Source organism: Geomicrobium halophilum, assembly GCF_014207655.1.
GTDB lineage: Bacteria > Bacillota > Bacilli > Bacillales > Marinococcaceae > Geomicrobium > Geomicrobium halophilum.
The window spans coordinates 74,784-98,163 of record NZ_JACHHJ010000001.1; the positions used below are offsets into that span (position 1 = coordinate 74,784).

Genomic DNA, 23,380 nt, shown 5'->3' on the forward strand with positions numbered 1-23,380 from the left:
TAGATCTATTGGTATTCGTTAAGATGGAGACAGGCGCCTAAAAAATAGGAACAATGGAAGGGATGCCCTCTGTCTGGTATCCTTTCCATTCGTTGTCCCTAAATCCACCCACGAGCTTTTATAGCTTGATCGATATTTTGCAGGGCAAAAATAATAGCTGCATTTCGGTGCGTGGTCTGATATTGTTGAAGTTTGATGTTAATTTCTTTTTCTTCAAAGTAATGGTGAGTATGATTTTGTACAGATTCTAAATAGGAAACGATGACACCACCGGCATTAACCAGGATATCTGGGAAAACGTGTTGGTGATTTTGCGCAAGAATATCATCTGCCTCTGGAGCTGTTGGTCCGTTTGCGATTTCCATAATATGGTGCGCTCGAATCTTCGTGGCGTTTTCTTTTGTGATGACATTCCCAAGAGCCGCTGGAATTAAAAAATCCACCTCTATATAGAGGACATCCTCGTTATTCTCCAGCTTCTCTTTTTCGCCATAGGAGGACAGATTTCTATCCTTTTTAGCCAAAATTGCACAATCAATGTCCAAACCTTCTTTATCGTGTAACGCAACTTTAGAGTCACTAACCGCGACCACCTTGCAGCCGATATCAGATAGAAGCTCGCTGCGGTGAGGCCGCACTACCAAAACCCTGAATAGCGATAGAGACATCTTTCTCTTCTCTTTCGATACTTTCTAAGATTTGCTGAATAATATATACACACCCTCTGGCGGTTCCCTCTTGCCTTCCTTTTGATCCTCCAATAACCGGTGGTTTTCCAGTTATAGAACCGGGAGTATACATACCTTCCATTTCCGAATATGTGCCCATCATATCTCCCATCAAGGCAGCGTCTGTATGAACATCCGGGGCCATGACATCTTTGGCAGGCCCAACAATGTGATATAGCGCTTTCATATATTCGCGGCTTATGCGCACCTTTTCCTTTTTTGATAAGCGGCTGGCATCACTTCAGGGTCATCCATTTGGCAAGTGCCTTTATCTCATCCGCAGTCACATCTGGATGATAACGAATTCCTCCCTTGTAAGGGCCGAGAGCATCCAAGTGTTGGGCTCGATATCCTTCAAAAATGTGAGTAGTGCCATCTTCCATCTTCACTGGAAAAGCAACCTCTACCATTCGCTTGTGTGCTTTAATAAGTTTAAAGTGGAGGTTTCAAGGTCAATATAGGATGCAGCAGCTTGCATTTGCTGGTGAACACTGTCTAATGCAGGTGATACTTGTTTTTGGCTCATTGATGATACCTCCATAAATACTGAAGAATATATTAATAGATGATGTTCAAAAAAGAATCCAAAATGACTCAAGCTCTCAGCTTGTTACGTCTTAACGTATAAACTCCTCACGGTGGAAAAGAGGTTTTTTTCCGAGGAGTCATAGAAGCCGACGTCGTTGCCACAGGATGCAGCGGTATTCGTCGGCTTTCACGGGGTTATGCCTGTTGTTTTCCGGGTTTTTTGAACAACCTTAATAAAATTTTCGAATAAAAGCTGATAACTGGATTCCTGCCATCATTGTTATTAAATAAATTGCAAAGTAAAGCCAGGTTTGCCAAGTGTCAAAGCTTAAATGATTAATCATGACAATGAATAAGAAAAATAAAACGGTCACAATGATCCCCGCTACCCATTTGTAAGGTTTCGTTTGCATTAGATTGCCGATAATAAAACCAAGCATGAGAGTAATGATGGGATTAAAAAAAGCTATTAAAACGAATACGTCGATGTTGATCACCTCAATTTCCGTATTTTTTTTATATCGTTCATAGGCATGAATGTCAAATTTTGGGGAGGTTTGTAACCAAGAAAGAACGGGGATAATAATAAAGGTGTACGTTTCGGTCCTCCGAAAAGTGAGTGCTTCCATGGTGCAAGCAAGTCCTTTTTGTACATGCACGTGATGAACAATGTTTTACAAAAACTAAACAATAATGGTCATCTGTCGATATTAAGGGTAGGAATGATTTGCGGACCTCCCTCAGTTATCGTATGATGGCGATATATCATATGAAAATAAATGAAAGCCAATATAAGGGAGGAACATTTCAATGAGTACCACCATTTATGACGTTGCCGAGGAAGCTAGTGTATCTATGGCAACGGTATCAAGGGTTGTTAATGGTAACCCGAATGTAAAGCCGGCTACCCGTAAAAAAGTGTTAGACGCAATCGAGAGGTTGGAATACCGTCCAAATGCCGTTGCACGGGGGTTAGCTAGTAAAAAGACGACAACCGTAGGCGTGATTATCCCTGATATTTCCAGCATTTTCTTCTCGGAGCTTGCTCGCGGTATTGAAGATATTGCGACGATGTACAACTATAATATCATTCTCTGTAACTCCGACAAGAACAAAGATAAAGAAATTCATCTGCTCAATACATTATTGGAAAAACAGGTGGATGGAATCTTATTCTTAGGAGGGGAAATTACAGAAGAACATGCTGAGCATCTCCGGCGTTCCTCTGTGCCTGTGGTCCTTGCGGCCACGTTCCATGAAGAGGGTGAGTTTCCAGCGATTAATATTGATTATGCTCAGGCTGCATTTGATGCGGTCGATCATTTGTTGAAAAAAGATCACAAACACGTTGGGATGTTAACGGGAACATTAGAGGATCCTGTGAACGGATATCAGAAATTCAAAGGGTATAAGGAAGCGCTGGAAAACAACAATGTGGCCTTTGATGAATCATTGGTGGCGGTGTGTGATTATACCTATGACTCTGCGATTGAATCGTTAGAAGGGCTGCTACAATCCAACAACAAGCCAACAGCGATCTTTTCAGCAACCGATGAGATGGCGCTTGGTGCTATTCATGGTTTGCAAGATCGGGGGATTCGTGTTCCGGAGGATGTTGAAGTGATCGGCTTTGACAATACGAGGTTGGCAACGATGGTTCGCCCTACCCTAACAACGGTTGTACAACCCATGTATGACATTGGTGCTGTTTCTATGAGACTGCTTACGAAATATATGGATAATGAAGATATTGATGAGCAAAACGTTGTGCTCCCTCACCGTATCGCATATCGAAACACAACCAAATGATAAGAAAATGGTAGCTTGGCTAACTCAACGGCTTACGCCTCGTGGCGTAAAGCCATGAGTTATGGCCAATGGAAAAACAAAGAACAAGAATGTGTACAGGAGGAGGCGTTTTAGGTGAAAAAATTAGATATGTTAACTCCTGTAGGACTCATACTTGGGCTTGTCGTTGTAGGATTAGCTATATATTTTAATGCCGGTATAGACGCTGTCGTATTATTTATACAACTCTCTTCCGTTTTTATTGTCATTGGCGGCGTTGCAGCAGCGTTACTTATTAATTTTTCAACAAAGGAATTAAGACGTCTCCCAACCATTATCAGAACGGCTTTTCAGGATACGGATTATGATTTAGAGGAGCTTAATAAAACCTTTGTGAATCTTTCAAAAAAAGCAAGAAGAGATGGGTTGTTAGCCTTAGATACACAATTGGATGAGGAAGTTAAAGATCCCTTTATTCGAAAGGGTGTCCGTTTGGCTGTCGACGGCATCGAACGGGAATTGATCCAGGATATACTGATGGCAGAAGTTGTATCCATGGAAGAGCGCCATAAACGGGGGCGGCAGATGATTGAACGGGCAGGGGATTATGCACCGGCGTGGGGGATGGTTGGAACGATCATCGCGCTTGTGATTATGCTTAATGATTTGAACGACCCTGCTACTCTCGGACCGAGCATGGCACTTGCGATGTTAACGACATTATATGGTGCACTAATGGCGAATTTATTTTTTAATCCAATGGCAAGCAAATTAGAAAATAAAACCGAAACTGAAACCTTTGTCAATCAAATGATGATTGAAGGTGTCATTGGTATTCAGTCTGGACAGAGTCCGAAAGTATTAGAAGAAAAATTGGGGGCTTTTGTACGTAAAGAACGAAAACCAAAGCACGAGGGACGTGAAGCAGGGGAACTTGCCAATGAGGCTTAGGAGGTCTTCAGGCAACACACGTAATGAAAAGAAGTGGCTTGTGACTTTCTCGGATATGATCCTTATTATGCTCGTTTTCTTTATTATGCTCTTTTCGATGTCGGTCGTTGATGCTGCCCGATTTCAAGCACTGATGGATTCATTTCAAGGCCAGAACCTATTTAATCATTCTTCAGCAGACGTCGTCGAAGATATGGAAAAATTAAGCGTGAATGATGATTTTCGTCTTGAACAGGAAAAACAAATCCTAAAGGAAGACGAGCTTGAAACCCTTATGGCAGAGGTGCAAGGGTACATAGAAGAAAATGATCTTGGAGATATGATTACAGCCACACGAAAAGAGCGTGGGGTTGAACTGGTTTTGCAAGATCAATTGTTGTTTGATAGCGGAGAAGCTTACATCGTGGATGAGGCTGAAGCATTTCTAGACGAAATGATTATTATCCTTGGTAAATTGCCCAATCATGTCGAGGTAGAAGGCCATACCGATGACCGACCGATTGATACCTATCGATATCCTTCCAATTGGGAGTTATCCAGTGCCCGTGCAAGCAGTGTTATTCGTTATCTTATTGAAGAGGGTGACCTGGAAAGCTCTCGGTTTTTGGCAACGGGCTATGGAGATACAAGACCGATCGTTTCAAATGATACTACCGAAAATATGCAGCAGAATCGCCGTGTTGTTGTATTGATTACTGATCCAGGATATAACGGCGAGGGATCATAATATGTAAAAAAGGCAGGCCCGATGAGGGGCTTGCCTTTTTCTAGGATTGTCAATGGGTCAACGTTTACCATAGTTTAGCTCCAGCGAGTCGCTTCTTCCCCCTGGACTTAGAACGCCTCTTAACTTCGGCGTACGTGGGAATACCTCAATTCACGCTGTATATAATAGAGTGATTTTTCCAATGTCTGAGCATTTTTTTCGTTAATTTCTGGCCGGCGTGGAACACAAGGTACAAGATCCTTTCGTTCTTCCCAGTATTCAGGGAGTGGATCACTCGCCTTGGTCATCCAATGATTGCGCCATTCTTGCGGCAATGCGCCTTGTGCTAATTCCGAACAGCCGCTCATCTCCAGCCAAACATAAGACCATGCAAGAGGAACGACACGCCAGATGTCGTAACCACCGCCACCAACTGCGACCCACCTACCCTCACAATAAGTATGCGCCATCTGATGAGCAAGTTTAGGAATCATTTTAAAAGTGTGAAGTGTGGAGGCTAAATGGGTGAGCGGGTCTAAATAGTGAGCATCGGCGCCATTTTGCGTAACGATTACGTCTGGTTGAAAGAATGCACACGCTTCCTCGACAGCGATTTTATAACATTCTAGAAAAGATTCATCTTCAGTAAAGGCATCAAGTGGTATATTGAGCGTATACCCATACCCAGCCCCTGTTCCTTTCTCAGTAATGGCTCCTGTCCCTGGGAATAAATACCGCCCGGTTTCGTGAATCGATAGCGTCATCACGCTTGGATCATCATAGAAGGCCCATTGTACCCCGTCCCCGTGATGAGCATCTGTATCGATATAAAGGACACGTGCGTCATAATATTTACGAAGATACTGGATGGCAATGGCACTGTCGTTATAGATACAAAACCCGGAGGCTTTTCCGCGAAACCCATGGTGAAGTCCGCCTCCTAAGTTTGCTGCATGTTTGTAACGGCCTTCCATTACCTCTTCTACCGCTTGAATCGTGCCGCCAACGAGAAGAGATGAGGCCTCATGCATATTTGCAAAGATCGGGGTATCATCTGTTCCAAGACCATAGTTATCGGCGGTTCCTGGTGGCAGTTCTCCACGGCCTCCTTTTTTGACAGCTTCAACATAATTTTTTTCGTGAAACAAACAGATTTCCTGATCTACTGCCTTTCGGGGGGCAATCATTTCTTCACTCGGCAATGCTCCTAATGTTTGCAACAAATCAACGGTTAATTCCAGCCTTGTTGGGTTAAAGGGATGCGTATCGCTGAACTTGTAGGCTAACTGCTCTTGGTTAAAAATAAAGGCTGCGTTCTTCTTTGTCATGTTCCCCACTCCGGAATTGACGGGCCCGCAAGCTCATAGCCTTTCTCCTTGAGTGAAGCGATTGCTGGTCGGGCATCCATCGTCTGTATTCGAAATGCGAGGATCTTGCTGCTCGACTTTTTGTCAGGATAGATAAGCATGCTCGTTACATTGATCCGGTGATCTTTGAAAACCGTTGCTACATCCGCTAGTTGACCGCTGACATCGGAAACTTTCACTTCCAGCTGGGTGCTTGGTTGATCAGCACCTGTGAGTTGTACGAGTGTATCAAGCAAATCACGGCCTGTAATCATCCCTACTAGCTTGCGGTCAACGGTTACAGGGGCCCCGTTGATTCTTTTTTCGCTTAGCATAGAAGCTACATCAGAGACAAATTCAAGCGGGTGCGTTGTAAAGACTTCTGTCTTCATAATGAGCTTAACCGGCTTTTGCAGTACGTCGGGAAGGGGGTTATCGCTAAAAATCGAGTATCTTGCATCACGGACATCCCGGTCAGAAATGATACCAATCAAGGTGTCATCATTCTCGACGATCGGAATATGACGAAGACGTTCTTTCTCCATCATATGGACGGCTTGTTCAATCGTGTCTGCGGGTGTTAGCTTATAAATGTTTGTTCTCATCATATCTTCTACAATCATTACGACAATGCCACCTCCTTGATTTAAAACATGAATCGGTTGCTAAAACGGACGTTGTCAAAGGTTTGTATATCTTCCATCGTTACACGGCTTCCAATTCTCACCATCAAACAGTTAGCTGGGTGGGCACTGATTTCAGGATCATCTGTTGCCATCCACTGTAAGCCGCCCTTATTCATCATTTTTTCCATCACTTTACGGTACTCCCAAACAGAAAGTCCGCTATTTTTCAAGTCCCAATGCCAATAATATTCAGTTGTGATGATGATATAATCTTCCATTGCATCATCATACATCGACAGCTCTAATAGGTGGCTGCCAATTTTACTGCTTCGGTATTCATGAGCGACTTCAATCGCACCGAGCTCAAGCAAGTTCTCTAATGGGCTTTCCGACCAACGTTCAAGTGGATCAGGGTAAACAAACGTAATGTAGCCAATGATCATTCCGTCTTCGACGGCAACGTTAATTCGTCCTTCCGGTAGATCTGCGATCCCCATCAACGCCTTTTTTTGATCTTTTGGCTGGCGAAATGCTGTAAGTCCTGGGTGGTAATCATAGCGATCGATTTGTTCACTTGAAATCGGTCCTTCAAGCAAAAGTTTTCTCCCATTAATGTGAATTTCCTCGCTATAATACGTTTGGATATGCTTCATCAAGGACCACCTTTACATTGAATGCGTTAACATCAGTATACATGAAGAGCTGGGGAAACGGGAAACGTTTTTTGTCACGAAAGAGTGAAGAAAGGGAATTGAATGAAATTCTTATACGTCTTGTGTTGGTAAGAACGTTGAGGAATCACTGAGATTTTTTCAGCGAAAGATAGGATATAAGAGGACGTTCAAAAAGTCCGGGAAAAATAGCCGTCGTACCCCTTCGTCGTTTGCTTCTGTGCTCATCACGTATGAAACCATATCCTCGAAAAAGAAACGATTCATTCTCATACATAGTGGGAGCCGCGAAGCGTCTTGAGTGTTTTTGTGCCCACGTTTTGAACATCTTTCTATAAATGGAAAATTTAATAAATTATCTAACCATAATAAATTGATTCATTTTTCATAAACTAGTATACTATCTTTAGCGTTAATTTTGGAGGTGAAGAGATTTGTCTATCGAATTGCAACCGCTTCCGCCCAAGGGTGGAGATTATAACCTTGAAAACTATGAAGAAACAGCAAAACATTTTGATTGGTCAGAGGTCGAGAAAGCATTTACGTTCCACAAAACTGGGAAAGTGAACTTGGCTTATGAAGCAATCGATCGATTTGCTGAAGATGAAAACAAAAAAGATCAAATTGCTCTCTATTACAGCGATGCAAGCCGGGATGAATCTTATACGTTTGCAGAAATGAAGAAAATGTCAGATAAGTCTGCGAACGTATTGAAAGAGGCAGGTATTGAAAAAGGGGATCGCGTCTTTATTTTCATGCCGCGTTCACCTGAATTATATTTTGCGGCGCTCGGTGCTATTAAGATTGGCGCCATTATTGGTCCGTTATTTGAAGCCTTTATGGAGGGGGCAGTAAAAGATCGTCTGGAAAATAGTGAGGCTAAGGCGATCGTAACGACGCCAGCTCTATTGGAGCGCGTCCCTGTATCGGATTTGCCTGCCTTGGAAAAGGTGTTTATTCAAGGAGACGATGTGAAAGAAGATGGAGTGTACCTCGATTTTCAATCACGTTTGGAGCAGGCATCAGAGACGCACGATATTACGTGGGTCGATCGCGAGGACGGACTGATTTTGCACTATACTTCCGGATCCACAGGCATGCCGAAAGGGGTGCTTCACGTACATGGGGCAATGCTTCAGCATTATCAAACGGGTAAATGGGCCCTTGATTTGAAGGAAGGTGACGTTTACTGGTGTACAGCCGACCCAGGGTGGGTCACCGGGACTTCCTATGGGATCTTCGCTCCTTGGTTAAATGGTGTCACAAATGTCGTGCGCGGTGGGCGGTTCAGCCCTGAGGATTGGTACGCCACGTTGGAAAAATATAAAGTATCCGTTTGGTATAGTGCCCCGACAGCATTTAGAATGCTGGCGAGTGCAGGGGATGAAGTCGTAAAAAATTATGATCTTTCTAACTTAAGACATATATTAAGCGTCGGTGAACCGCTAAATCCTGAAGTCGTGCGTTGGGGTGAACAAGTGTATGGATTGCGTATTCACGATTCATGGTGGATGACAGAAACGGGCGCAATCATGATTACAAACTTTCCAACCATGACCGTGAAGCCCGGATCCATGGGGAAACCATTCCCGGGAATTACAGCAGCCATTCTTGATGACCAAGGGAACGAATTACCTCCAAATCGCATGGGGAACCTGGCATTACGTGAAGGCTGGCCTTCTATGATGCGCTCGATCTGGAATAACGAGGAAAAGTATAAAGGCTATTTTGAATTTCCAGGCTGGTATGTATCCGGAGATTCTGCGTATAAAGACGAGGACGGATATTACTGGTTCCAAGGCCGGGTCGATGATGTCATTATGACTTCCGGTGAACGTGTTGGACCATTTGAAGTAGAAAGCAAGCTTGTGGAACACCCGGCCGTAGGAGAAGCTGGTGTGATCGGTAAACCGGATCCGGTACGCGGGGAAATTATTAAAGCCTTTGTCTCCCTTCGTGAAGGATATGAAGTTTCCGATGAATTGAAAGAAGATATACGAGTATTTGTCAAAAACGGCTTGGCTGCCCATGCAGCTCCGCGAGAGATAGACTTCCGCGATAAGCTGCCGAAGACAAGAAGTGGAAAGATTATGCGCCGTGTTCTCAAAGCATGGGAGCTTGATTTACCGACAGGTGATTTATCAACCATGGATGATGATTAAGGGTGAATTGACCGATAGAGCTATATTCAAGCTTTATCGGTTATTTCATTGGGTACAACGTAAAGAACCGTTGTACCAAAACATTAGGGAATTTTTCGTTATTCATAAGTGAAAAGGCAAATGGGTAAATGTCCGCAGTTGACACTTTGTTTCTTCTTATGGTATAAAAAAACCATTCATAAATATACAACGTTGAAGGTAACGAAGTAGCTATTTTGACTAGGCTCAGAGAATCGACGGTTGCTGCGAGTCGATCCGGTCATCAGCGGCGAATTACATTACTGGAGTTTTCTGCATGATAAACGGACGTATACTCTGCGTTAAAGAGCCGAGTGGAAGACTTATGTCTTCAACAAGGGTGGTACCGCGACAAAGCTCGTCCCTTACGGGGCGAGCTTTTTTGCGTCCAAAAATAGAGGAGGAATTCAAATGTCAGAGGAATTAAAGGCAACACCTGAACAGGAAAAAGAAATTGATCGGCAAGTTGAGGCGTTGCAACGAGGAATCGTAGAAATCGTTCCAGAGGAGGCATTTCGCGAAAAAATTAAAAAAGCGGTAGTGACTGATCAGCCGCTTAAAATTAAGCTGGGAATGGATCCGTCAGCGCCAGACGTACACGTTGGCCATACAGTTGTCCTTCACAAGCTGCGCCAATTCCAGGAATTCGGTCATGAAATTCAAATGCTTATCGGAGACTTCACGGGTAAAATTGGAGATCCTAGCGGGAAGAGTGAAACGCGCAAGCCTTTGTCTACAGAAGAAGTGGAAGCGAACGCGCGGACGTACGTGGAGCAATATGGAAAAGTGTTAGATATGGATAAAGCGACCCTTTATTACAATTCGGAATGGCTTAGTGAGTTAACATTCGAGGATGTTATTAAATTAGCCGGGAATCTTACGGTTGCCCGTATGCTCGAACGGGAAGATTTTCATAACCGCTATACGTCGAATAAACCGATCTCTGTTCATGAATTTTTCTATCCATTGATGCAAGGGTACGATTCCATAGCGATGGATAGCGATATCGAGGTAGGCGGTACAGACCAAACCTTTAACTTAATGATGGGACGCCAGCTCCAGGAAGCTTATGGAAAAGAAAAGCAAGTGGCCCTTACACTACCGCTTATTGAAGGTTTGGACGGCGTACGTAAGATGTCGAAGTCCTTGAATAATTACATTGGTGTTGATGAAGATCCAAATGAAATTTTTGGAAAATCAATGTCGATTCCAGACGAACTAATGATCAAGTACTACAAACTCGCAACAGATGTCCCGCTTACAGAGATTAACAAATTGGAAAAAGATATTGCTGATGGTTCCGTTCATCCCCGTGATGCGAAACAAGCGTTGGGACGTAAGTTTGTGTCCATGTATCATGGTGAGGAAGCCGCAGACGAGGCCCAGCGTTACTTTCAAACCGTCTTTCAGAAACGGGCGCTGCCTGAGGATATTCCAGAGGTTGAATGGAAGGGCGAAGCAACGGCTTCTATCATTGACCTCCTCGTTGAATTAGGCATGCAGCCTTCCAAAGGAGAAGCCCGCAAAATGATTAAAAATGGCGGAGTAAAAATAAACGAAGAGAAAGTGAGTGACATTAAAACGGAGGTCACCATTGAGGATGGGATGATTGTCCAAGTTGGTAAGCGGAAGTTTACGAAACTAAGCGTATAAAAGGAACCGCGTTTTTTTGATCCCTATATGGCAAAGGGCCCATATGGGGATTTTATATGGAGAATCGTAAAGAGGGCGAAGGAAATGACAACCCAAAATGAAATACGGCGCCTATTACATAGGGCTTTGATGATGGAAGGGAAGCTGGTGTGAAGGGGAGAGCATTAAAAAAACAACCCCCAAAAGGAGGTTGTTCGCCCCGCTGATATTAACGGGAATACCACTCAACGATGAGGGCTTCAGTAACTTCGGATGGGAGCTCGGAACGTTCTGGTAAACGTGTATAAGTCCCTTCCAATTGGTCACCATCGAAGTTGATATACTCAGGTGTAAAAGCCAATGCTTCACGAGCATCTGCGATGACATCCAAGTTGCGGGATTTTTCACGTACACCAAAGATTTGGCCCGGCTTTAGGGTATAAGATGGAATGTCTACACGGCCACCGTCTACAGTGATGTGGCCATGATTAACCAATTGACGGGCACCACGACGGGTACGTGCAAGACCAGCACGGTAAACGAGGTTGTCCAAGCGACTTTCAAGCAAGATCATAAAGTTCTCACCGTGAACACCTTTCATTTTACCGGCTTTTTCAAATGTGCGTACGAATTGACGCTCATTTAAACCGTACATATATCGAAGTTTTTGCTTCTCTTGAAGTTGTGCACCATATTCTGATAGTTTCTTACGTTGTGTTGGGCCGTGCTCACCCGGCGGGTAAGGGCGCTTTTCTAATTCTTTTCCCGTTCCGCTAAGTGAAACACCAAGACGGCGGGACTTTTTCCAGGTTGGACCTGTATAGCGAGCCATTATAGCTCCTCCTTTATCACGTTTATTGCGTGAAAAAGAACAACGGTAGGCAATCTCCTATAACGCTCATTTTGCTTTCACACATCTTCGCTCCGACAGCAGGGAGTTACGGGATGCACCTCGAAGTTTCAGCCGCGGTCGAGGAACAAAATGATAGAGTGCACGCTATAAGTTCACCATTGCTGTCTTTTAACACAACCTACATTGTATAGTGAAAAAGAGGGAAAGTCAACTGACGGTTTGTCTTGAACATGGTAAAATACTCTAAAAGGAAAAGAAAGGTTGAGATCATCTATGAATAAACAGGAGCTAGCTTCCTATATTGATCATACACTGTTAAAACCGGAAGCTACAAAAGAGGATATACTGATCCTTTGCCAAGAGGCGAAAGAGCATCAATTTGCGACGGTCTGTATTCACCCATATTGGATGACAGCCGCTGTACAAGCCTTAGAAGGTAGTGGTGTCGGTGTAACAACGGTTATTGGTTTCCCGCATGGGATGAACACGTCAGCTGTAAAAGCGCATGAGACAGAGAAAGCGATTGCAGAAGGTGTAGCTGATGTTGACATGGTAATAAACGCTGGGGCGTTGAAATCAGGAGATGATGAAGCTGTACAAGAAGACATTGCCGAGGTCGTTAAGGCAAGCGGGGGACGAGCCCTCGTTAAAGTCATTATTGAAACGAGCAGGCTTACCGATGAGGAAAAAAGAAAAGCCAGTCAACTCGCTGTTGCAGCAGGTGCTGACTATGTAAAAACATCAACTGGTTTTCACACCGGCGGCGCGACTCTTGAGGATATCAAATTAATGAAGGAAGCCGTAGCGGGAAATACCAAGCTAAAAGCGGCCGGCGGTGTAAAGAACGAAGAAGACGCCAAAGCCTATATCGAAGCAGGAACCGATCGAATTGGCACCAGTTCAGGTATTGCCATTGTTACAGGGGCCGATGGAGGAAACGCTTATTAATTCGTATGTATCAAAGACCGGTACGTGATCCGCACCGGTCTTTATCTTTATCGAACGGTAGAAGGCGGCTCGGTTTTAAGCATTTCGACAATACGGTTCTCTTCATTCAAGATGGCTACTCTGGGTTGATGCCTTCTTGCCTCTTCATCTTCTAATTGAACAAAAGATAAAATAATGATCACATCATCTGGCTGAACGAGCCGGGCGGCTGCACCATTTAGGCAGATATCGCGCTTCCCCCGTTCCCCCTTGATGACATAGGTTTCAAAACGTTCACCATTGTTATTATTGACGATCTGAACTTTCTCATTTTCCAACAGATCCACAGCATCCATTAAGTCTTCATCAATAGTGATGCTGCCCACGTATTCAAGATTTGATTCGGTGACACGTGCCCGGTGAAGCTTGGCTTTCATCATCGTACGCTCCATCAATTTCCCTCCCCAACGAAGCGACCGCTATATAGCTCTTGCAGCTGATCTTCTTTCATTGTGTACGTGTGCTTTTGTTGTGGAAACGCGCATTCTTTTACGTCATTTACATATCTTGCTAGGCCTTGCTCAATTAAAGAGGAAATATTCGTATATTGGTGAACGAACTTAGGGACGTTTTCAGATTCATAGCCAATCACATCATGATAAACAAGGACTTGACCGTCTGTATCTGCCCCTGCACCGATTCCAATGACTGGGATGTTCAACCTCTCTGTCATTACCTGGCCAAGCTGGCGTGGCACGCATTCAATTACAATAGCAAAAGCTCCTGCATCTTCAAGTGCTTGAGCTTCACGGATGAGCTTCTCAGCGTCAGGAGACTGTTTGCCTTGTACTTTGTATCCTCCAAGTACACCTACAGATTGCGGCGTTAAGCCGAGATGCCCCATAACAGGAACACCCGCTTGTACGAGCTTCTTCACTGTTTCTGTAACTTCCATTCCGCCTTCCAGTTTTACAGCATCAGCCCCGGCTTCCTGGGTCAAACGTTTGACATATCCTGCTGTCTCAGAAAAATCTGAATGGTAGGAAAGGAAGGGGAGATCAGTGACGACAAAGGTTTCACGAGCACCCCTTTTGACTGCTTTCGTATGAAGCACCATATCGTCGACGGTAACAGGAATGGTAGAATCATAGCCAAGGACAACCATTCCTAAGGAGTCTCCGACTAAAAGCAAGTCGACACCTGCCCGCTCAGCTAAACGTGCAGACGGAGCATCATAAGCAGTGAGCATAGCAATCGGGTCATTGTCTCGTTTCATTTTCCTGAAATTCGCTGTTGTTTTCACATTCTTTCCCTCCAGTTTCATGTGTTCGAAGAACTGCATGAAACGGCAAAAAACCTTCTTCCAAGGGAATGAAGGCAGAAAAATAGCGCATGCGGAAAAAAGCGTTATTGTGCTGTCCTGGTTCATGGCAGAATCCAGGCTGCTTAGCTTTTTTTGCATAGTTCACTACAATTGGTGCCGTTCTTAAAGATACAGCCCTTGTGACATAAGTATAGCACAAAGTGAAAAAACAGAAAACGATGGAGGATGGCCATCACTTTCTGTTCCTAATCCCATTTAGCCTTGGATATATGGTTTGATTCCATTTACAAACGTCTCCAGTAATGCTCCTTCCTCTTGAGAAAAACGACCTTTCTCCGGAGAGTCAATGTCGAGCACCCCAAAAAGTTGATCATTGACCACAATGGGGACTACCACTTCAGATTCGGACTGGGCATCACACGCAATGTGTCCTGGAAATTGATGAACGTCTTCAACGACTTGGGTTTCCCTTGTTTCGGCTGCTGTTCCACAAACCCCTTTACCCAGCGGGATACGGATGCATGCAGGTAATCCCTGGAAAGGGCCGAGAACGAGTTCACCTTCTTTATAAATGTAAAAGCCGACCCAATTCGTACGGTCGAGAAACTGATTCAAAAGAGCCGCTACGTTAGACAAATTGGCGACCTGATCACTTTCGTCGGCAAGCAATGCTTCTGCTTGTTTCAATAACAGTTCGTATTTTTCCTGCAAATTACCTTTATAACTGACAGGTTCAAACATCTATATTCGCTCTCCTTTTTTAGTCACTGTCTGCTTTTATTATAACATGCCGAATCTCCTTATTAGTAGTCGAGAAGTATTTGCAGGAAAGTAAAAGATCGAGAAGAATCATAGAAATATACCCTAATAGAAACAAGGAGGCGACGAAGATGGCAAAGAATCAAGGAACCAAAGACAGGGTCGCCGAAGCAGCTATTGATTTGTTTATGACGAAAGGATTTAGTGGAACTTCTGTACGTGCAGTTGCGGATCGCGCGGGTGTGAACGTTGCCCTTATCTCCTATTATTTTGGCGGAAAAAAGGGACTGCTTGAGCACTTGCTCAATCGTTATCTCGAAGGGTATTTAGCCGAACTTGAAAAAGCGTATAACACGATGGGAGGTAGCCTGCAGCGCTTGCTGAACATCGTGGAATCAGCGTTAGTTTATCAGCAAGAACAGCATCGAATGGCCCGGCTTGTTTTACGGGAATTAACGCTTGATTCAGTCCTCGTTCGTGAAGTGATGGCGAGCTATTATATGAAGGAAAAACATCTATTTACACAAATATTAGAAACCGGTAGAAAAGAAGGTGAATTTAAGGGGATACGTAAAGAATGGGCGATTCTCCATTTACGTGGGATGATTACGATGCCATACCTGCATGCACAATACATCCGGGAAGTTTTTCATCTGGAGCCTCGTAATTCAGCATTTCTAAACCATTATATGAAACATGTGCGGCAATTTGTAGAGGTGCAAATATGTGAGCCCCAGACGCCGCCCCAGCCCATGCCATTAACCATTTCCTCATGAGAACTATAAACCAACTAGGTTTACTGGTTGGTTTTTTCTGTTAAAAATAACCCCGGAAGTGGCTGGGGGATCGCAGGGGTGATTCTGGGAAATCCCGCCAGGAATAACGTAACGCAACCGGTAATCGAACAGAAAATAATCTAAGGTTGATCAAGGAGAAGAAAAAGCCACCTGCGGTAATGCTTCGCTTCCTTGTCCTAATCCATCTGGATGATGGGCGTCGGAACCATATACGAGAGGGATTCCCAGGTCGTGTGCTTTTTGAATGAAATGTAGCGGCGGGTAAGTCTCACCGCACAATGGTTTCACTACGCCTGCTCCGTTAATATCTAATGATAATCCTGATTTTTTAACTGCATGTAAAACCTTTTCGAGCCATTGTTCATCCGAAGGGAGGTTAAATTCCTTCTGAAATTTTCGTACAAGACTCATGTGACCGAGACGGCGGGGTTTATATTTTCCGAGATCAGCTTCTATCGATTGGAGCAACGTTTCGTAGTAGCGATGGACCAATGGCTCAATTCCTCCTATTTTTTGTGCTAACGTTTGGAAGGCATCGACACTATAATCAAGAAGTCCAAAGCTTCCCTCCGCTTTGATGAAATGAACAGAAAGAATGGAATCGTCGAGGTAAGGGCCATAATGGTTGAGAAGTTGTTGTGTTTCACTTTCATACCCTTCTATGAAATCAACTTCTAAGCCGATTCGAATGGTAATGTCATTCTTATAACTCTTCCGAACATCTCGGATTGTTTTGATATACGCTTCTAATTCAGACAGGGCCATGCTGCTGTCTTTTTTTGGTGTTGGATCGGGGAAAGAGTTCGGAAGCGGAGCATGTTCGCAAAAGCTTACTCCCTTATATCCATGTTGAATCGCTGTTTCAATATATTGTTTAAAGGGAGCCTGACTCCCATGCGGGCAAAAGGGAGTATGGACATGGCCGTCATATTCTATGATTTTCATAATCTGACCTCCAATATTATCACATTCATACGTCTTTCCATGTTATCATAGAATAGATGACAGTTTTTCTTATGAACATAAAGGATTTTGCTTTTTTATGACGAAAAAAATTATAGTGCGTGTTCAAAAAGAAGGACAAAAAGAGCCGAGAAGTTTTAGAAAAGGTTAGCTTGTCGCCAAGGTGGCGAGTCTAGACACCCCGCAAGCTGACGAAGAAATTCGACGGCTCTAGAATCCCCTCCCTTGAATTATCCTCGCACGAAGAAAAAGTGACGTTCTTTTTCGAGGAAGTTTTCCTGGACTTTTTGAACATCCTCTTATACATGAAATGCACGGATAACTGGAGTGAAAGAAATGGTATATGTCTTTTTAGGAATCGTGGTAATCATCGCTCTGGTGGTTGCCTATGGGATTTATAAACGACGACAAATTTATAAAAGTGTAGATGAACTGGATCAACGAAAAGATAAGGCATTGAATGAGCCTGTAGCTGATGAAATTAGCCGCGTAAAAGGATTGACGATTTCTGGTGAAACAGAAGAAAAGTTTGAGAAATGGCGTGAGGCATGGGATGAGCTCGTAGAGGACCGCTTACCTGAAATTGAAATGTATTTACTTGACATTGAGGACACCGCTAATAAATACCAATTTCGACGGGCGAAAGAGAAAATAGCTGCTGCAAAAGAGCACATGGACTCTATTGAAAAGGAAATTTCAGCCATCCGTCAGGAAGTAGATCAGCTCATCAATAGCGAGGAGAAGAATCGTGAGGAAATTGACACAGTCACACAAGCGTATAAAGATGTCCGTGCTTTGTTATCACGTCAATGGCAAGCGTTAGACGAAGCGGGGCCTGCCCTAGAAAAGGAATTGGATAACTGCCAGGAAGAGCTGGAAGCTTATCATTCTGAAATGGAAACTGGAAACTATATGAGTGCCCGTGAGCGTTTACTGGCTTTACAGGAAACGTTAGAACGATTACAAACGCAAATCACAAAAGTACCGCAGCTTCTGGTCGACATTGATGTTGATATACCAGAACGATCGAAAGAATTGCGCCAGGGCTTACAAGAGATGAGGGAGCAGGGATTCTCTTTTGTACATTACAAGGTTCAAGAAGATCTCAATGAAATTGAATCGGAGTTAGAACTACTCAAAAAAGGTGTATCGGAATTAATGCTCGACGACGTAAGTGAACAGGTTGAGCAAAATAAGGAAACGATCGAGCAAATTTATGATTCATTAGAGGAAGAAGTAGAAGCAAAACAATGGGTGGAAAAACAAATTTCCCAGATCCACAACCGTCATGCACAATTGGATGATCTGCTTGAAACACTAGCTGAGGAACGTAGTCGTATAGAGGAAAGTTACCAGCTGCCGGAGGAAGACAAAAACTTGCATGAGGACGTGGAAAAAGAGTTAGAAGAGGTCGATAAAGACCGTCGTGTGTTCAAAGACCTTCATACCCATCGAAAGCAATCATTTGTTGATTTAAGAAAAATGTTGGAAAATCTGGGTGACCGGATGGACGCAACCGAAGAAAAGATACGCCGATCACTAGAACGTCTCCAGGAGCTTCGAGGGGAGGAAACGCGGGCGATCGAGCAACTAAAGGACTTACGAACATGGTTAATGGAAACGCAATTAAAACTCCAAAAAAGCCAATTGCCCGCTGTTCCTGAAATCCTTATTGAGCAGCTGGACGATGCTCGCAAAGAACTTGAAAAAGCGACGGCGTTGCTTGAAATGACACCTTTAGAAATGACGCGGGTACATGATGCCCTCCAGCAAAGCCACCATCAGGTAGAGAAAGCGTCTCATACCCTCAACGAAACGATGGATCGCTCTGAATGGGCAGAACGCTTATTGCAATTTGGGAATCGTTATCGAACGGAATATACGGAATTAATTCCTGTGTTAAACGATGCGGAATGGCAATTTAGAAATGGGTACTATGAAGACTCCATTCAAAATACGTCTAAAGCGTTTCAACGACTAGTCCCCTATGCATTCAGTAGCCTGGAAGAAGAATGGTACAATCAGAGTGAACAGCAGACAGTAAAAACCTAGGGCAGAGCATCTGACATGAAAGATCACCATTGGAAGGGGCCCCCTTGTAGATTAATGAGTAGCTTGAGATGCCTAGATATGAATTATTTTGACAATAGTGGTATGTAAAAGGTTTATGGCACTACTTAGAGGAATTATTGATCAAAAAGAGGTGTCATGGACGGACGGCAAAGCATCGGAACATCCGGTGCTTTTTTTGTGGAGTTTGGAGGGTTGCACAACCGCTCGTGCCTTCACACTGCATAAGCCCAACGTTGTCAGATTCTCGACGAAAATGCCCGTACATGACTTGCTCCACAAAGCGTCCCCCCCATTCCACATCGGCTTCCTGAAAACGCAGAATTCCAAATGATGTTGACTTTATGCTATAATCTAAGGTCGGGTCAACATGAAACACCAACTATAGGTTCATCATTTTTTGAACGAGGTGAACAACAATGATCTATTTGGACAATAGTGCAACGACTGTCCCTTATCCCGAAGCACTTGACACGTATCAAAAAGTAGCCACCCGCTATTTTGGTAATCCTTCTTCACTACATGATTACGGCTCCGAAACGGAGCATTTGTTACGACAAGCTCGACAGTCGATAGCGGATATTTTAGAAATAAAAACAAATGAAATTACGTTCACTTCAGGGGGAACTGAAGGGAATAACCTCGCGATTAAAGGTGTTGCCTTTGCCCGGCGGCATCGTGGCAATCACATCATTACATCTGCAATCGAACATCCATCAGTGCTGGAAACGTGCCGTTATTTGGAAAAACAAGGATTCGAGGTCACGTATCTCCCTGTGGATCATAAAGGGTGTATTAGTCTTCAGAGTGTAAAAGACGCGTGCCGAGAAGGAACAATTCTCGTCTCGATTATGCATGTGAATCACGAAACTGGAGCGATTCAGCCTGTGGAAGAGGTCGGTGAGTGCTTAAAATATCATGAAAAGATTCGTTTTCATGTGGATCATGTCCAAGGAGCCACAAAAGTGCCGTTAGATCTTAAGAATAGCGGTGTAGATCTTTGCACTTTTTCCGGTCATAAATTCCACGGCCTTAAAGGAACGGGGATGTTATATGTTCGTGAAGGGGTTCAGCTGGATCCGTTAATTCATGGCGGCGGTCAAGAGCAAAACCTTCGCTCAGGCACTGAGAACCTCCCAGGGATCGTAGCACTCGCGAAGGCATTTCGGCTTTCCAATCAGAACTACTCGAAGGCAAAAAACGACTTAGCTGCTCTTAAAACCGAACTGATTCAGGAGTTGCAGCAACGTGAAGGCTTTCATATAAATACACCGGAAAACAGTAGTGCACCGCATATTATCAACGTCTCAATTTTAGGAGTACGACCCGAAATTGTCATTCAAGCGCTTACGAAAAAAAATATACACGTTTCATCGAAATCGGCCTGCTCCTCCCGTTTACAGTCGGCCAGTGAAGTGCTCGTCGCTCAGCATGGCCCAAAGGAACGTGCAGAAACAGGTTTACGTTTTAGCTTCGACTACGATACCGATAAATCGGACATTGATCCATTGATAGAAGCACTAGACGAAATTGTGCCGAACATTCGCAAGATAAAAGAGGTGAAATCATGAACGTTGATCATATCCTTGTCCGTTATGCAGAGCTGGCCCTTAAGGGAAAGAACCGTGCTGAATTTGAACGCACCCTTAAAGGAAATATCAATCGTGCTCTTGCGCCTTTTCCTTCTGCAAAAGCAAAGCGTACCTTTGGCCGCTTAATCGTAGAAATTCATGATGAAGATGCAGAAGCGATTATGGAAAAACTACAGCGCATTTTTGGGATTGCTTCCCTTTCGTATGCATTAAAAACCAATCATGAACTCGTTAATATTCAAGCGACTGCGTTGGAATTGATGAATCAGCATGAATCTGCAAAGACGTTCAAAGTTAGTGCTCGTCGCTCCTATAAATCATTTCCTATCCGCTCGCAGCAGTTAAATCATGAAATCGGAAGTTACGTCTTAACAAATACGGAGAATATAAGCGTTGATGTCCATACTCCTGACGTTGAGTTAAGCGTGGAAGTACGAGAACAAGGTGCGTATATTAGTGCCGGCAAAATTCCAGGACCTGGGGGATTACCGGTCGGGACTTCTGGGAAGGTAATGCTTATGCTCTCTGGTGGAATCGATAGCCCGGTGGCTGGTTATTTGGCGTTAAAACGCGGGGCACAGGTGGAAGCCATTCATTTCCACAGTCCTCCATTTACAAATGAACGAGCGAAGCAAAAAGTGGTTGATTTGAGTCATATAATCGCAGAGTATGGTGGATCTATTCGCTTGCATGTGATTCCATTCACTGAAATCCAGCAGCACATTCACGCTCAGGTACCAGCAAGTTATGAAATGACGATCATGCGACGGATGATGATGCGTATTAGTGAACAGGTAGCTGCAGAACAGGAAGCACTCGCACTTGTAAACGGGGAAAATTTAGGGCAAGTGGCATCCCAGACGCTGGAAAGTATGAACACGACTGAAGAAGTTGTGAATACGCCGGTGTTCCGACCGTTAATAACGATGGACAAGATCGAAGTCATGGATATCGCAAAGCAAATCGGGACTTATGAAACCTCAATTTTACCGTATGAAGATTGCTGCACCATTTTCTTGCCTGCTGAATCGACAACGAAACCTTCACGGAAAAAAGCGAATCACTTCGAATCGTATTTGGAAGTAGAAGAAATGGTTACAAAAGCGGTTTCCAACCGGGAATCGTTTACGGTTCAAGCGAATGACCGCTCAGACGAAGAATTTTCCGACTTGTTATAAAGGATATTTAAAACCTGAAAAAAGGCTTTTTTGTCTTTCTGTTAGCGCTTGTGCTATGAACGACATTCATTGCATTTTAAAGGTGGTTTTGGGAAAATAGTATTTTAGAACATCACAAAAGAATGGGGATAGGCAATGGGAATTCTATGGTATAACGGAGTGGTCTGCACGATGGAGCATAAGCATGAACGTGCGGAAGCCGTTTTTACAGAAGAAGGTTTCATTGTTGCTGTAGGTCATGTGCAGGAGCTTGAGAAAGATTATGGCCACAGGATTTCATCGCGAAAAAATTTAAATAAAGGCGTAATGTTTCCGGGGTTCATTGACAGCCACGCGCATATGTTGGGATTTGGCCAAAACTTGCTGCGGCTGGACATATCTGAAGCCAGAACCCCCCTTTCCCTTCTTCGTCAGTTGGAAGATAAAGAGAAGACATTAGATGATGAATGGTTGATCGGTGAAGGGTGGAATGAGAATAATTTCCAAGATCAACATATCATTCATAAACGGGAGTTAGATGATCGTTTTCCCGATCGCCCCGTAATGCTTACGCGTATCTGTCGTCATGCGATCATCGTAAATAGTAAGGCCCTTAAGATGGCCGGTATTGATGATACCACTCCCAACCCAGAAGGAGGGGTGATCGTTAAAGACGAAGAAGGAAAAACGACAGGTCTTTTGCTGGAAAATGCCCAAGATTTGATTTACGATGTCAGTCCTGCTCTTACGGAAAATGCCATGAAGCGCGCATTATCCGTAGCCTTTAACCATATGGTTGAGAGAGGACTTACAGGCGTACATACTGAGGATCTTGCGTATTACGGAAATTTTGAGCGAGTTCTGCATGCTTATAAGGAAACCATCGATGGGAAAAAAAGAAAATTCCGGATCCATCATCTTGTTAATCACCATGTACTTGATGCATTCATGGATTCAAGTCAAAAAGCAATGGAGTTTCAAACATTCGGGGCAGTTAAAATTTTTGCTGATGGCTCATTAGGGGGACATTCTGCCTGGTTAATCGAGCCCTATTTAGATAACCCAGAAACAAAAGGAGTAGCTATACATTCTGAGGAAGGTTTAAAAGCGCTCGTGAAACACGCGCGCGCTCAGGGGCTGCCAGTTGCCGTACATGTGATTGGCGATGCAGCATTGATGCAGACCCTTGATGTGATTGAAGCGTATCCCCCGCCTGAAGGAAAAAAAGATCGATTAATACACGTACAAATTGCAAATCATGAACTGATCGAACGGATGCAAAAACTCCCCGTAGTTCTCGATGTACAGCCACAGTTCACTGTTTCGGATTTCCCCTGGGTTGAACATCTTGTCGGTAAGGAGCGTCTAACGTATTCGTACGCATGGAAAACGTTGTTGGAAAAAGGTATCGATTGCGCTGGAGGATCGGATGCACCGATTGAACCTCCCGACCCGTTATTAGGGTTGCACGCGGCTATTACACGCCGTAAGCCCGGTGAGACGCACGCGGGCTTTTTACCGGATCAGAAGTTGACCGCTTTTGAAGCTGTACAACTGTATACAGAGGGAAGCGCAAAAGCGAGTGGTGAAGAAAGCCAATATGGACGAATTCAACCGGGTTATCGTGCAGATTTTACAGTATTAAATAAAGATCCGCTGACGATGGAAGATCCGGATGAACTTCTACGTACGAGGATTCTAATGACAATTATAGATGAAAGTATCATGTACGAAGGATAAGTGCAGGTTTATCATGATTTGTAGTGAATTGAATAAGGAGGA

Annotated in this window: 24 protein-coding genes and 1 other annotated feature; of the genes, 11 read left to right on the forward strand and 13 right to left on the reverse strand. The window is 43.9% G+C overall.

Annotated features, from left to right (window positions below; translation table 11 throughout):
• Window positions 1–98: 98 nt before the first annotated feature.
• The 5 genes from HNR44_RS17770 to HNR44_RS00385 all read right to left on the reverse strand — a co-directional run bounded on the left by HNR44_RS17770 (window position 99) and on the right by HNR44_RS00385 (window position 1,885).
• Window positions 99–638 carry a Glu/Leu/Phe/Val dehydrogenase gene (locus HNR44_RS17770; RefSeq protein ID WP_343069310.1) on the reverse strand — a complete coding sequence of 180 codons (540 nt, stop codon included), beginning with the start codon at window positions 636–638 and terminating at the stop codon, window positions 99–101.
• Window positions 607–915: a Glu/Leu/Phe/Val dehydrogenase gene (locus HNR44_RS17775; protein WP_281381326.1), complete on the reverse strand. Its 309-nt coding sequence runs from the start codon at window positions 913–915 to the stop codon at window positions 607–609. Before HNR44_RS17775 ends, HNR44_RS17770 begins: the two co-directional genes overlap by 32 nt.
• A 49-nt stretch (window positions 916–964) precedes the next feature.
• Window positions 965–1,111, reverse strand: a complete 147-nt coding sequence (locus HNR44_RS17780) for a Glu/Leu/Phe/Val dehydrogenase dimerization domain-containing protein (RefSeq protein ID WP_281381364.1) — start codon at window positions 1,109–1,111, stop codon at window positions 965–967.
• Window positions 1,112–1,131: 20 nt separating this feature from the next.
• Window positions 1,132–1,254, reverse strand: coding sequence for a hypothetical protein (locus HNR44_RS17785; RefSeq protein ID WP_281381327.1), 123 nt, complete (start codon window positions 1,252–1,254; stop codon window positions 1,132–1,134).
• A gap of 232 nt (window positions 1,255–1,486) precedes the next feature.
• Window positions 1,487–1,885: a hypothetical protein gene (locus HNR44_RS00385; protein WP_184402159.1), complete on the reverse strand. Its 399-nt coding sequence runs from the start codon at window positions 1,883–1,885 to the stop codon at window positions 1,487–1,489.
• A 181-nt stretch (window positions 1,886–2,066) separates the two neighbouring features.
• Here HNR44_RS00385 and ccpA point away from each other — a divergent pair, with 181 nt between their 5' ends.
• The 3 genes from ccpA to motS all read left to right on the forward strand — a co-directional run bounded on the left by ccpA (window position 2,067) and on the right by motS (window position 4,722).
• Window positions 2,067–3,065: a catabolite control protein A gene (ccpA, locus tag HNR44_RS00390; protein WP_184402160.1), complete on the forward strand. Its 999-nt coding sequence runs from the start codon at window positions 2,067–2,069 to the stop codon at window positions 3,063–3,065.
• Window positions 3,066–3,179: 114 nt separating this feature from the next.
• Window positions 3,180–3,995 carry a flagellar motor protein MotP gene (gene motP / locus HNR44_RS00395; RefSeq protein WP_184402161.1) on the forward strand — a complete coding sequence of 272 codons (816 nt, stop codon included), beginning with the start codon at window positions 3,180–3,182 and terminating at the stop codon, window positions 3,993–3,995.
• The gene (motS, locus tag HNR44_RS00400; protein ID WP_184402162.1) at window positions 3,985–4,722 is read left to right on the forward strand and encodes a flagellar motor protein MotS; all 738 of its coding nucleotides are present in this window, start codon (window positions 3,985–3,987) and stop codon (window positions 4,720–4,722) included. Before motP ends, motS begins: the two co-directional genes overlap by 11 nt.
• A 119-nt stretch (window positions 4,723–4,841) precedes the next feature.
• Here the strand turns inward: motS and HNR44_RS00405 are convergent, their stop codons facing one another.
• The 3 genes from HNR44_RS00405 to HNR44_RS00415 are packed head-to-tail and all read right to left on the reverse strand — an operon-like array spanning window position 4,842 to window position 7,326.
• Entirely contained in the window at window positions 4,842–6,029 is a 1,188-nt protein-coding gene (locus HNR44_RS00405; RefSeq protein WP_184402163.1) for an acetoin utilization protein AcuC, read from the reverse strand.
• Entirely contained in the window at window positions 6,026–6,670 is a 645-nt protein-coding gene (locus tag HNR44_RS00410) for an acetoin utilization AcuB family protein (RefSeq protein WP_184402164.1), read from the reverse strand. The genes HNR44_RS00405 and HNR44_RS00410 overlap by 4 nt, the downstream gene beginning before the upstream one ends.
• Window positions 6,671–6,693: 23 nt before the next feature.
• Window positions 6,694–7,326, reverse strand: coding sequence for a GNAT family N-acetyltransferase (locus HNR44_RS00415; RefSeq protein WP_184402165.1), 633 nt, complete (start codon window positions 7,324–7,326; stop codon window positions 6,694–6,696).
• A gap of 458 nt (window positions 7,327–7,784) precedes the next feature.
• Here HNR44_RS00415 and acsA point away from each other — a divergent pair, with 458 nt between their 5' ends.
• Together acsA and tyrS are read left to right on the forward strand one after the other, a co-directional pair.
• The gene (gene acsA / locus HNR44_RS00420) at window positions 7,785–9,506 is read left to right on the forward strand and encodes an acetate--CoA ligase (protein WP_184403484.1); all 1,722 of its coding nucleotides are present in this window, start codon (window positions 7,785–7,787) and stop codon (window positions 9,504–9,506) included.
• Between the two features lie 183 nt (window positions 9,507–9,689).
• Window positions 9,690–9,893 (forward strand) — a binding site (T-box leader).
• Between the two features lie 42 nt (window positions 9,894–9,935).
• Entirely contained in the window at window positions 9,936–11,177 is a 1,242-nt protein-coding gene (gene tyrS, locus HNR44_RS00425; RefSeq protein WP_184402166.1) for a tyrosine--tRNA ligase, read from the forward strand.
• Between the two features lie 208 nt (window positions 11,178–11,385).
• Here tyrS and rpsD read toward each other — a convergent pair whose 3' ends face one another.
• Entirely contained in the window at window positions 11,386–11,988 is a 603-nt protein-coding gene (gene rpsD / locus HNR44_RS00430) for a 30S ribosomal protein S4 (protein ID WP_184402167.1), read from the reverse strand.
• Window positions 11,989–12,282: 294 nt separating this feature from the next.
• Between rpsD and deoC the strand changes: the two genes are divergently transcribed.
• A complete protein-coding gene (gene deoC / locus HNR44_RS00435; protein ID WP_184402168.1) occupies window positions 12,283–12,957 on the forward strand; it encodes a deoxyribose-phosphate aldolase in 675 nt (224 codons plus the stop codon).
• 47 nt (window positions 12,958–13,004) lie between these two features.
• Here deoC and panD read toward each other — a convergent pair whose 3' ends face one another.
• The 3 genes from panD to HNR44_RS00450 form a co-directional block, all read right to left on the reverse strand.
• Window positions 13,005–13,388: an aspartate 1-decarboxylase gene (gene panD, locus HNR44_RS00440; protein WP_184402169.1), complete on the reverse strand. Its 384-nt coding sequence runs from the start codon at window positions 13,386–13,388 to the stop codon at window positions 13,005–13,007.
• A complete protein-coding gene (gene panB, locus HNR44_RS00445; protein WP_184402170.1) occupies window positions 13,388–14,239 on the reverse strand; it encodes a 3-methyl-2-oxobutanoate hydroxymethyltransferase in 852 nt (283 codons plus the stop codon). Before panB ends, panD begins: the two co-directional genes overlap by 1 nt.
• A gap of 276 nt (window positions 14,240–14,515) precedes the next feature.
• Complete coding sequence (locus HNR44_RS00450; protein ID WP_184402171.1) at window positions 14,516–15,001, reverse strand: GAF domain-containing protein; 486 nt, start codon at window positions 14,999–15,001, stop codon at window positions 14,516–14,518.
• A gap of 149 nt (window positions 15,002–15,150) precedes the next feature.
• Here HNR44_RS00450 and refZ point away from each other — a divergent pair, with 149 nt between their 5' ends.
• Complete coding sequence (refZ, locus tag HNR44_RS00455; RefSeq protein WP_184402172.1) at window positions 15,151–15,795, forward strand: forespore capture DNA-binding protein RefZ; 645 nt, start codon at window positions 15,151–15,153, stop codon at window positions 15,793–15,795.
• A gap of 150 nt (window positions 15,796–15,945) precedes the next feature.
• Here the strand turns inward: refZ and hisJ are convergent, their stop codons facing one another.
• Window positions 15,946–16,761, reverse strand: coding sequence for a histidinol-phosphatase HisJ (hisJ, locus tag HNR44_RS00460; RefSeq protein WP_184402173.1), 816 nt, complete (start codon window positions 16,759–16,761; stop codon window positions 15,946–15,948).
• Window positions 16,762–17,115: 354 nt separating this feature from the next.
• On the opposite strand from hisJ, the gene HNR44_RS00465 reads away from it, so the two are divergent.
• The 4 genes from HNR44_RS00465 (at window position 17,116) to HNR44_RS00480 (ending at window position 23,338) form a co-directional block, all read left to right on the forward strand.
• Entirely contained in the window at window positions 17,116–18,831 is a 1,716-nt protein-coding gene (locus HNR44_RS00465; RefSeq protein ID WP_184402174.1) for a septation ring formation regulator EzrA, read from the forward strand.
• Between the two features lie 437 nt (window positions 18,832–19,268).
• Complete coding sequence (locus HNR44_RS00470; RefSeq protein WP_184402175.1) at window positions 19,269–20,420, forward strand: cysteine desulfurase family protein; 1,152 nt, start codon at window positions 19,269–19,271, stop codon at window positions 20,418–20,420.
• On the forward strand, window positions 20,417–21,619 hold the full coding sequence (gene thiI, locus HNR44_RS00475) for a tRNA uracil 4-sulfurtransferase ThiI (protein ID WP_184402176.1): 1,203 nt from the start codon (window positions 20,417–20,419) through the stop codon (window positions 21,617–21,619). Before HNR44_RS00470 ends, thiI begins: the two co-directional genes overlap by 4 nt.
• A 135-nt stretch (window positions 21,620–21,754) precedes the next feature.
• The gene (locus tag HNR44_RS00480; protein ID WP_184402177.1) at window positions 21,755–23,338 is read left to right on the forward strand and encodes an amidohydrolase; all 1,584 of its coding nucleotides are present in this window, start codon (window positions 21,755–21,757) and stop codon (window positions 23,336–23,338) included.
• Window positions 23,339–23,380: the final 42 nt, after the last annotated feature.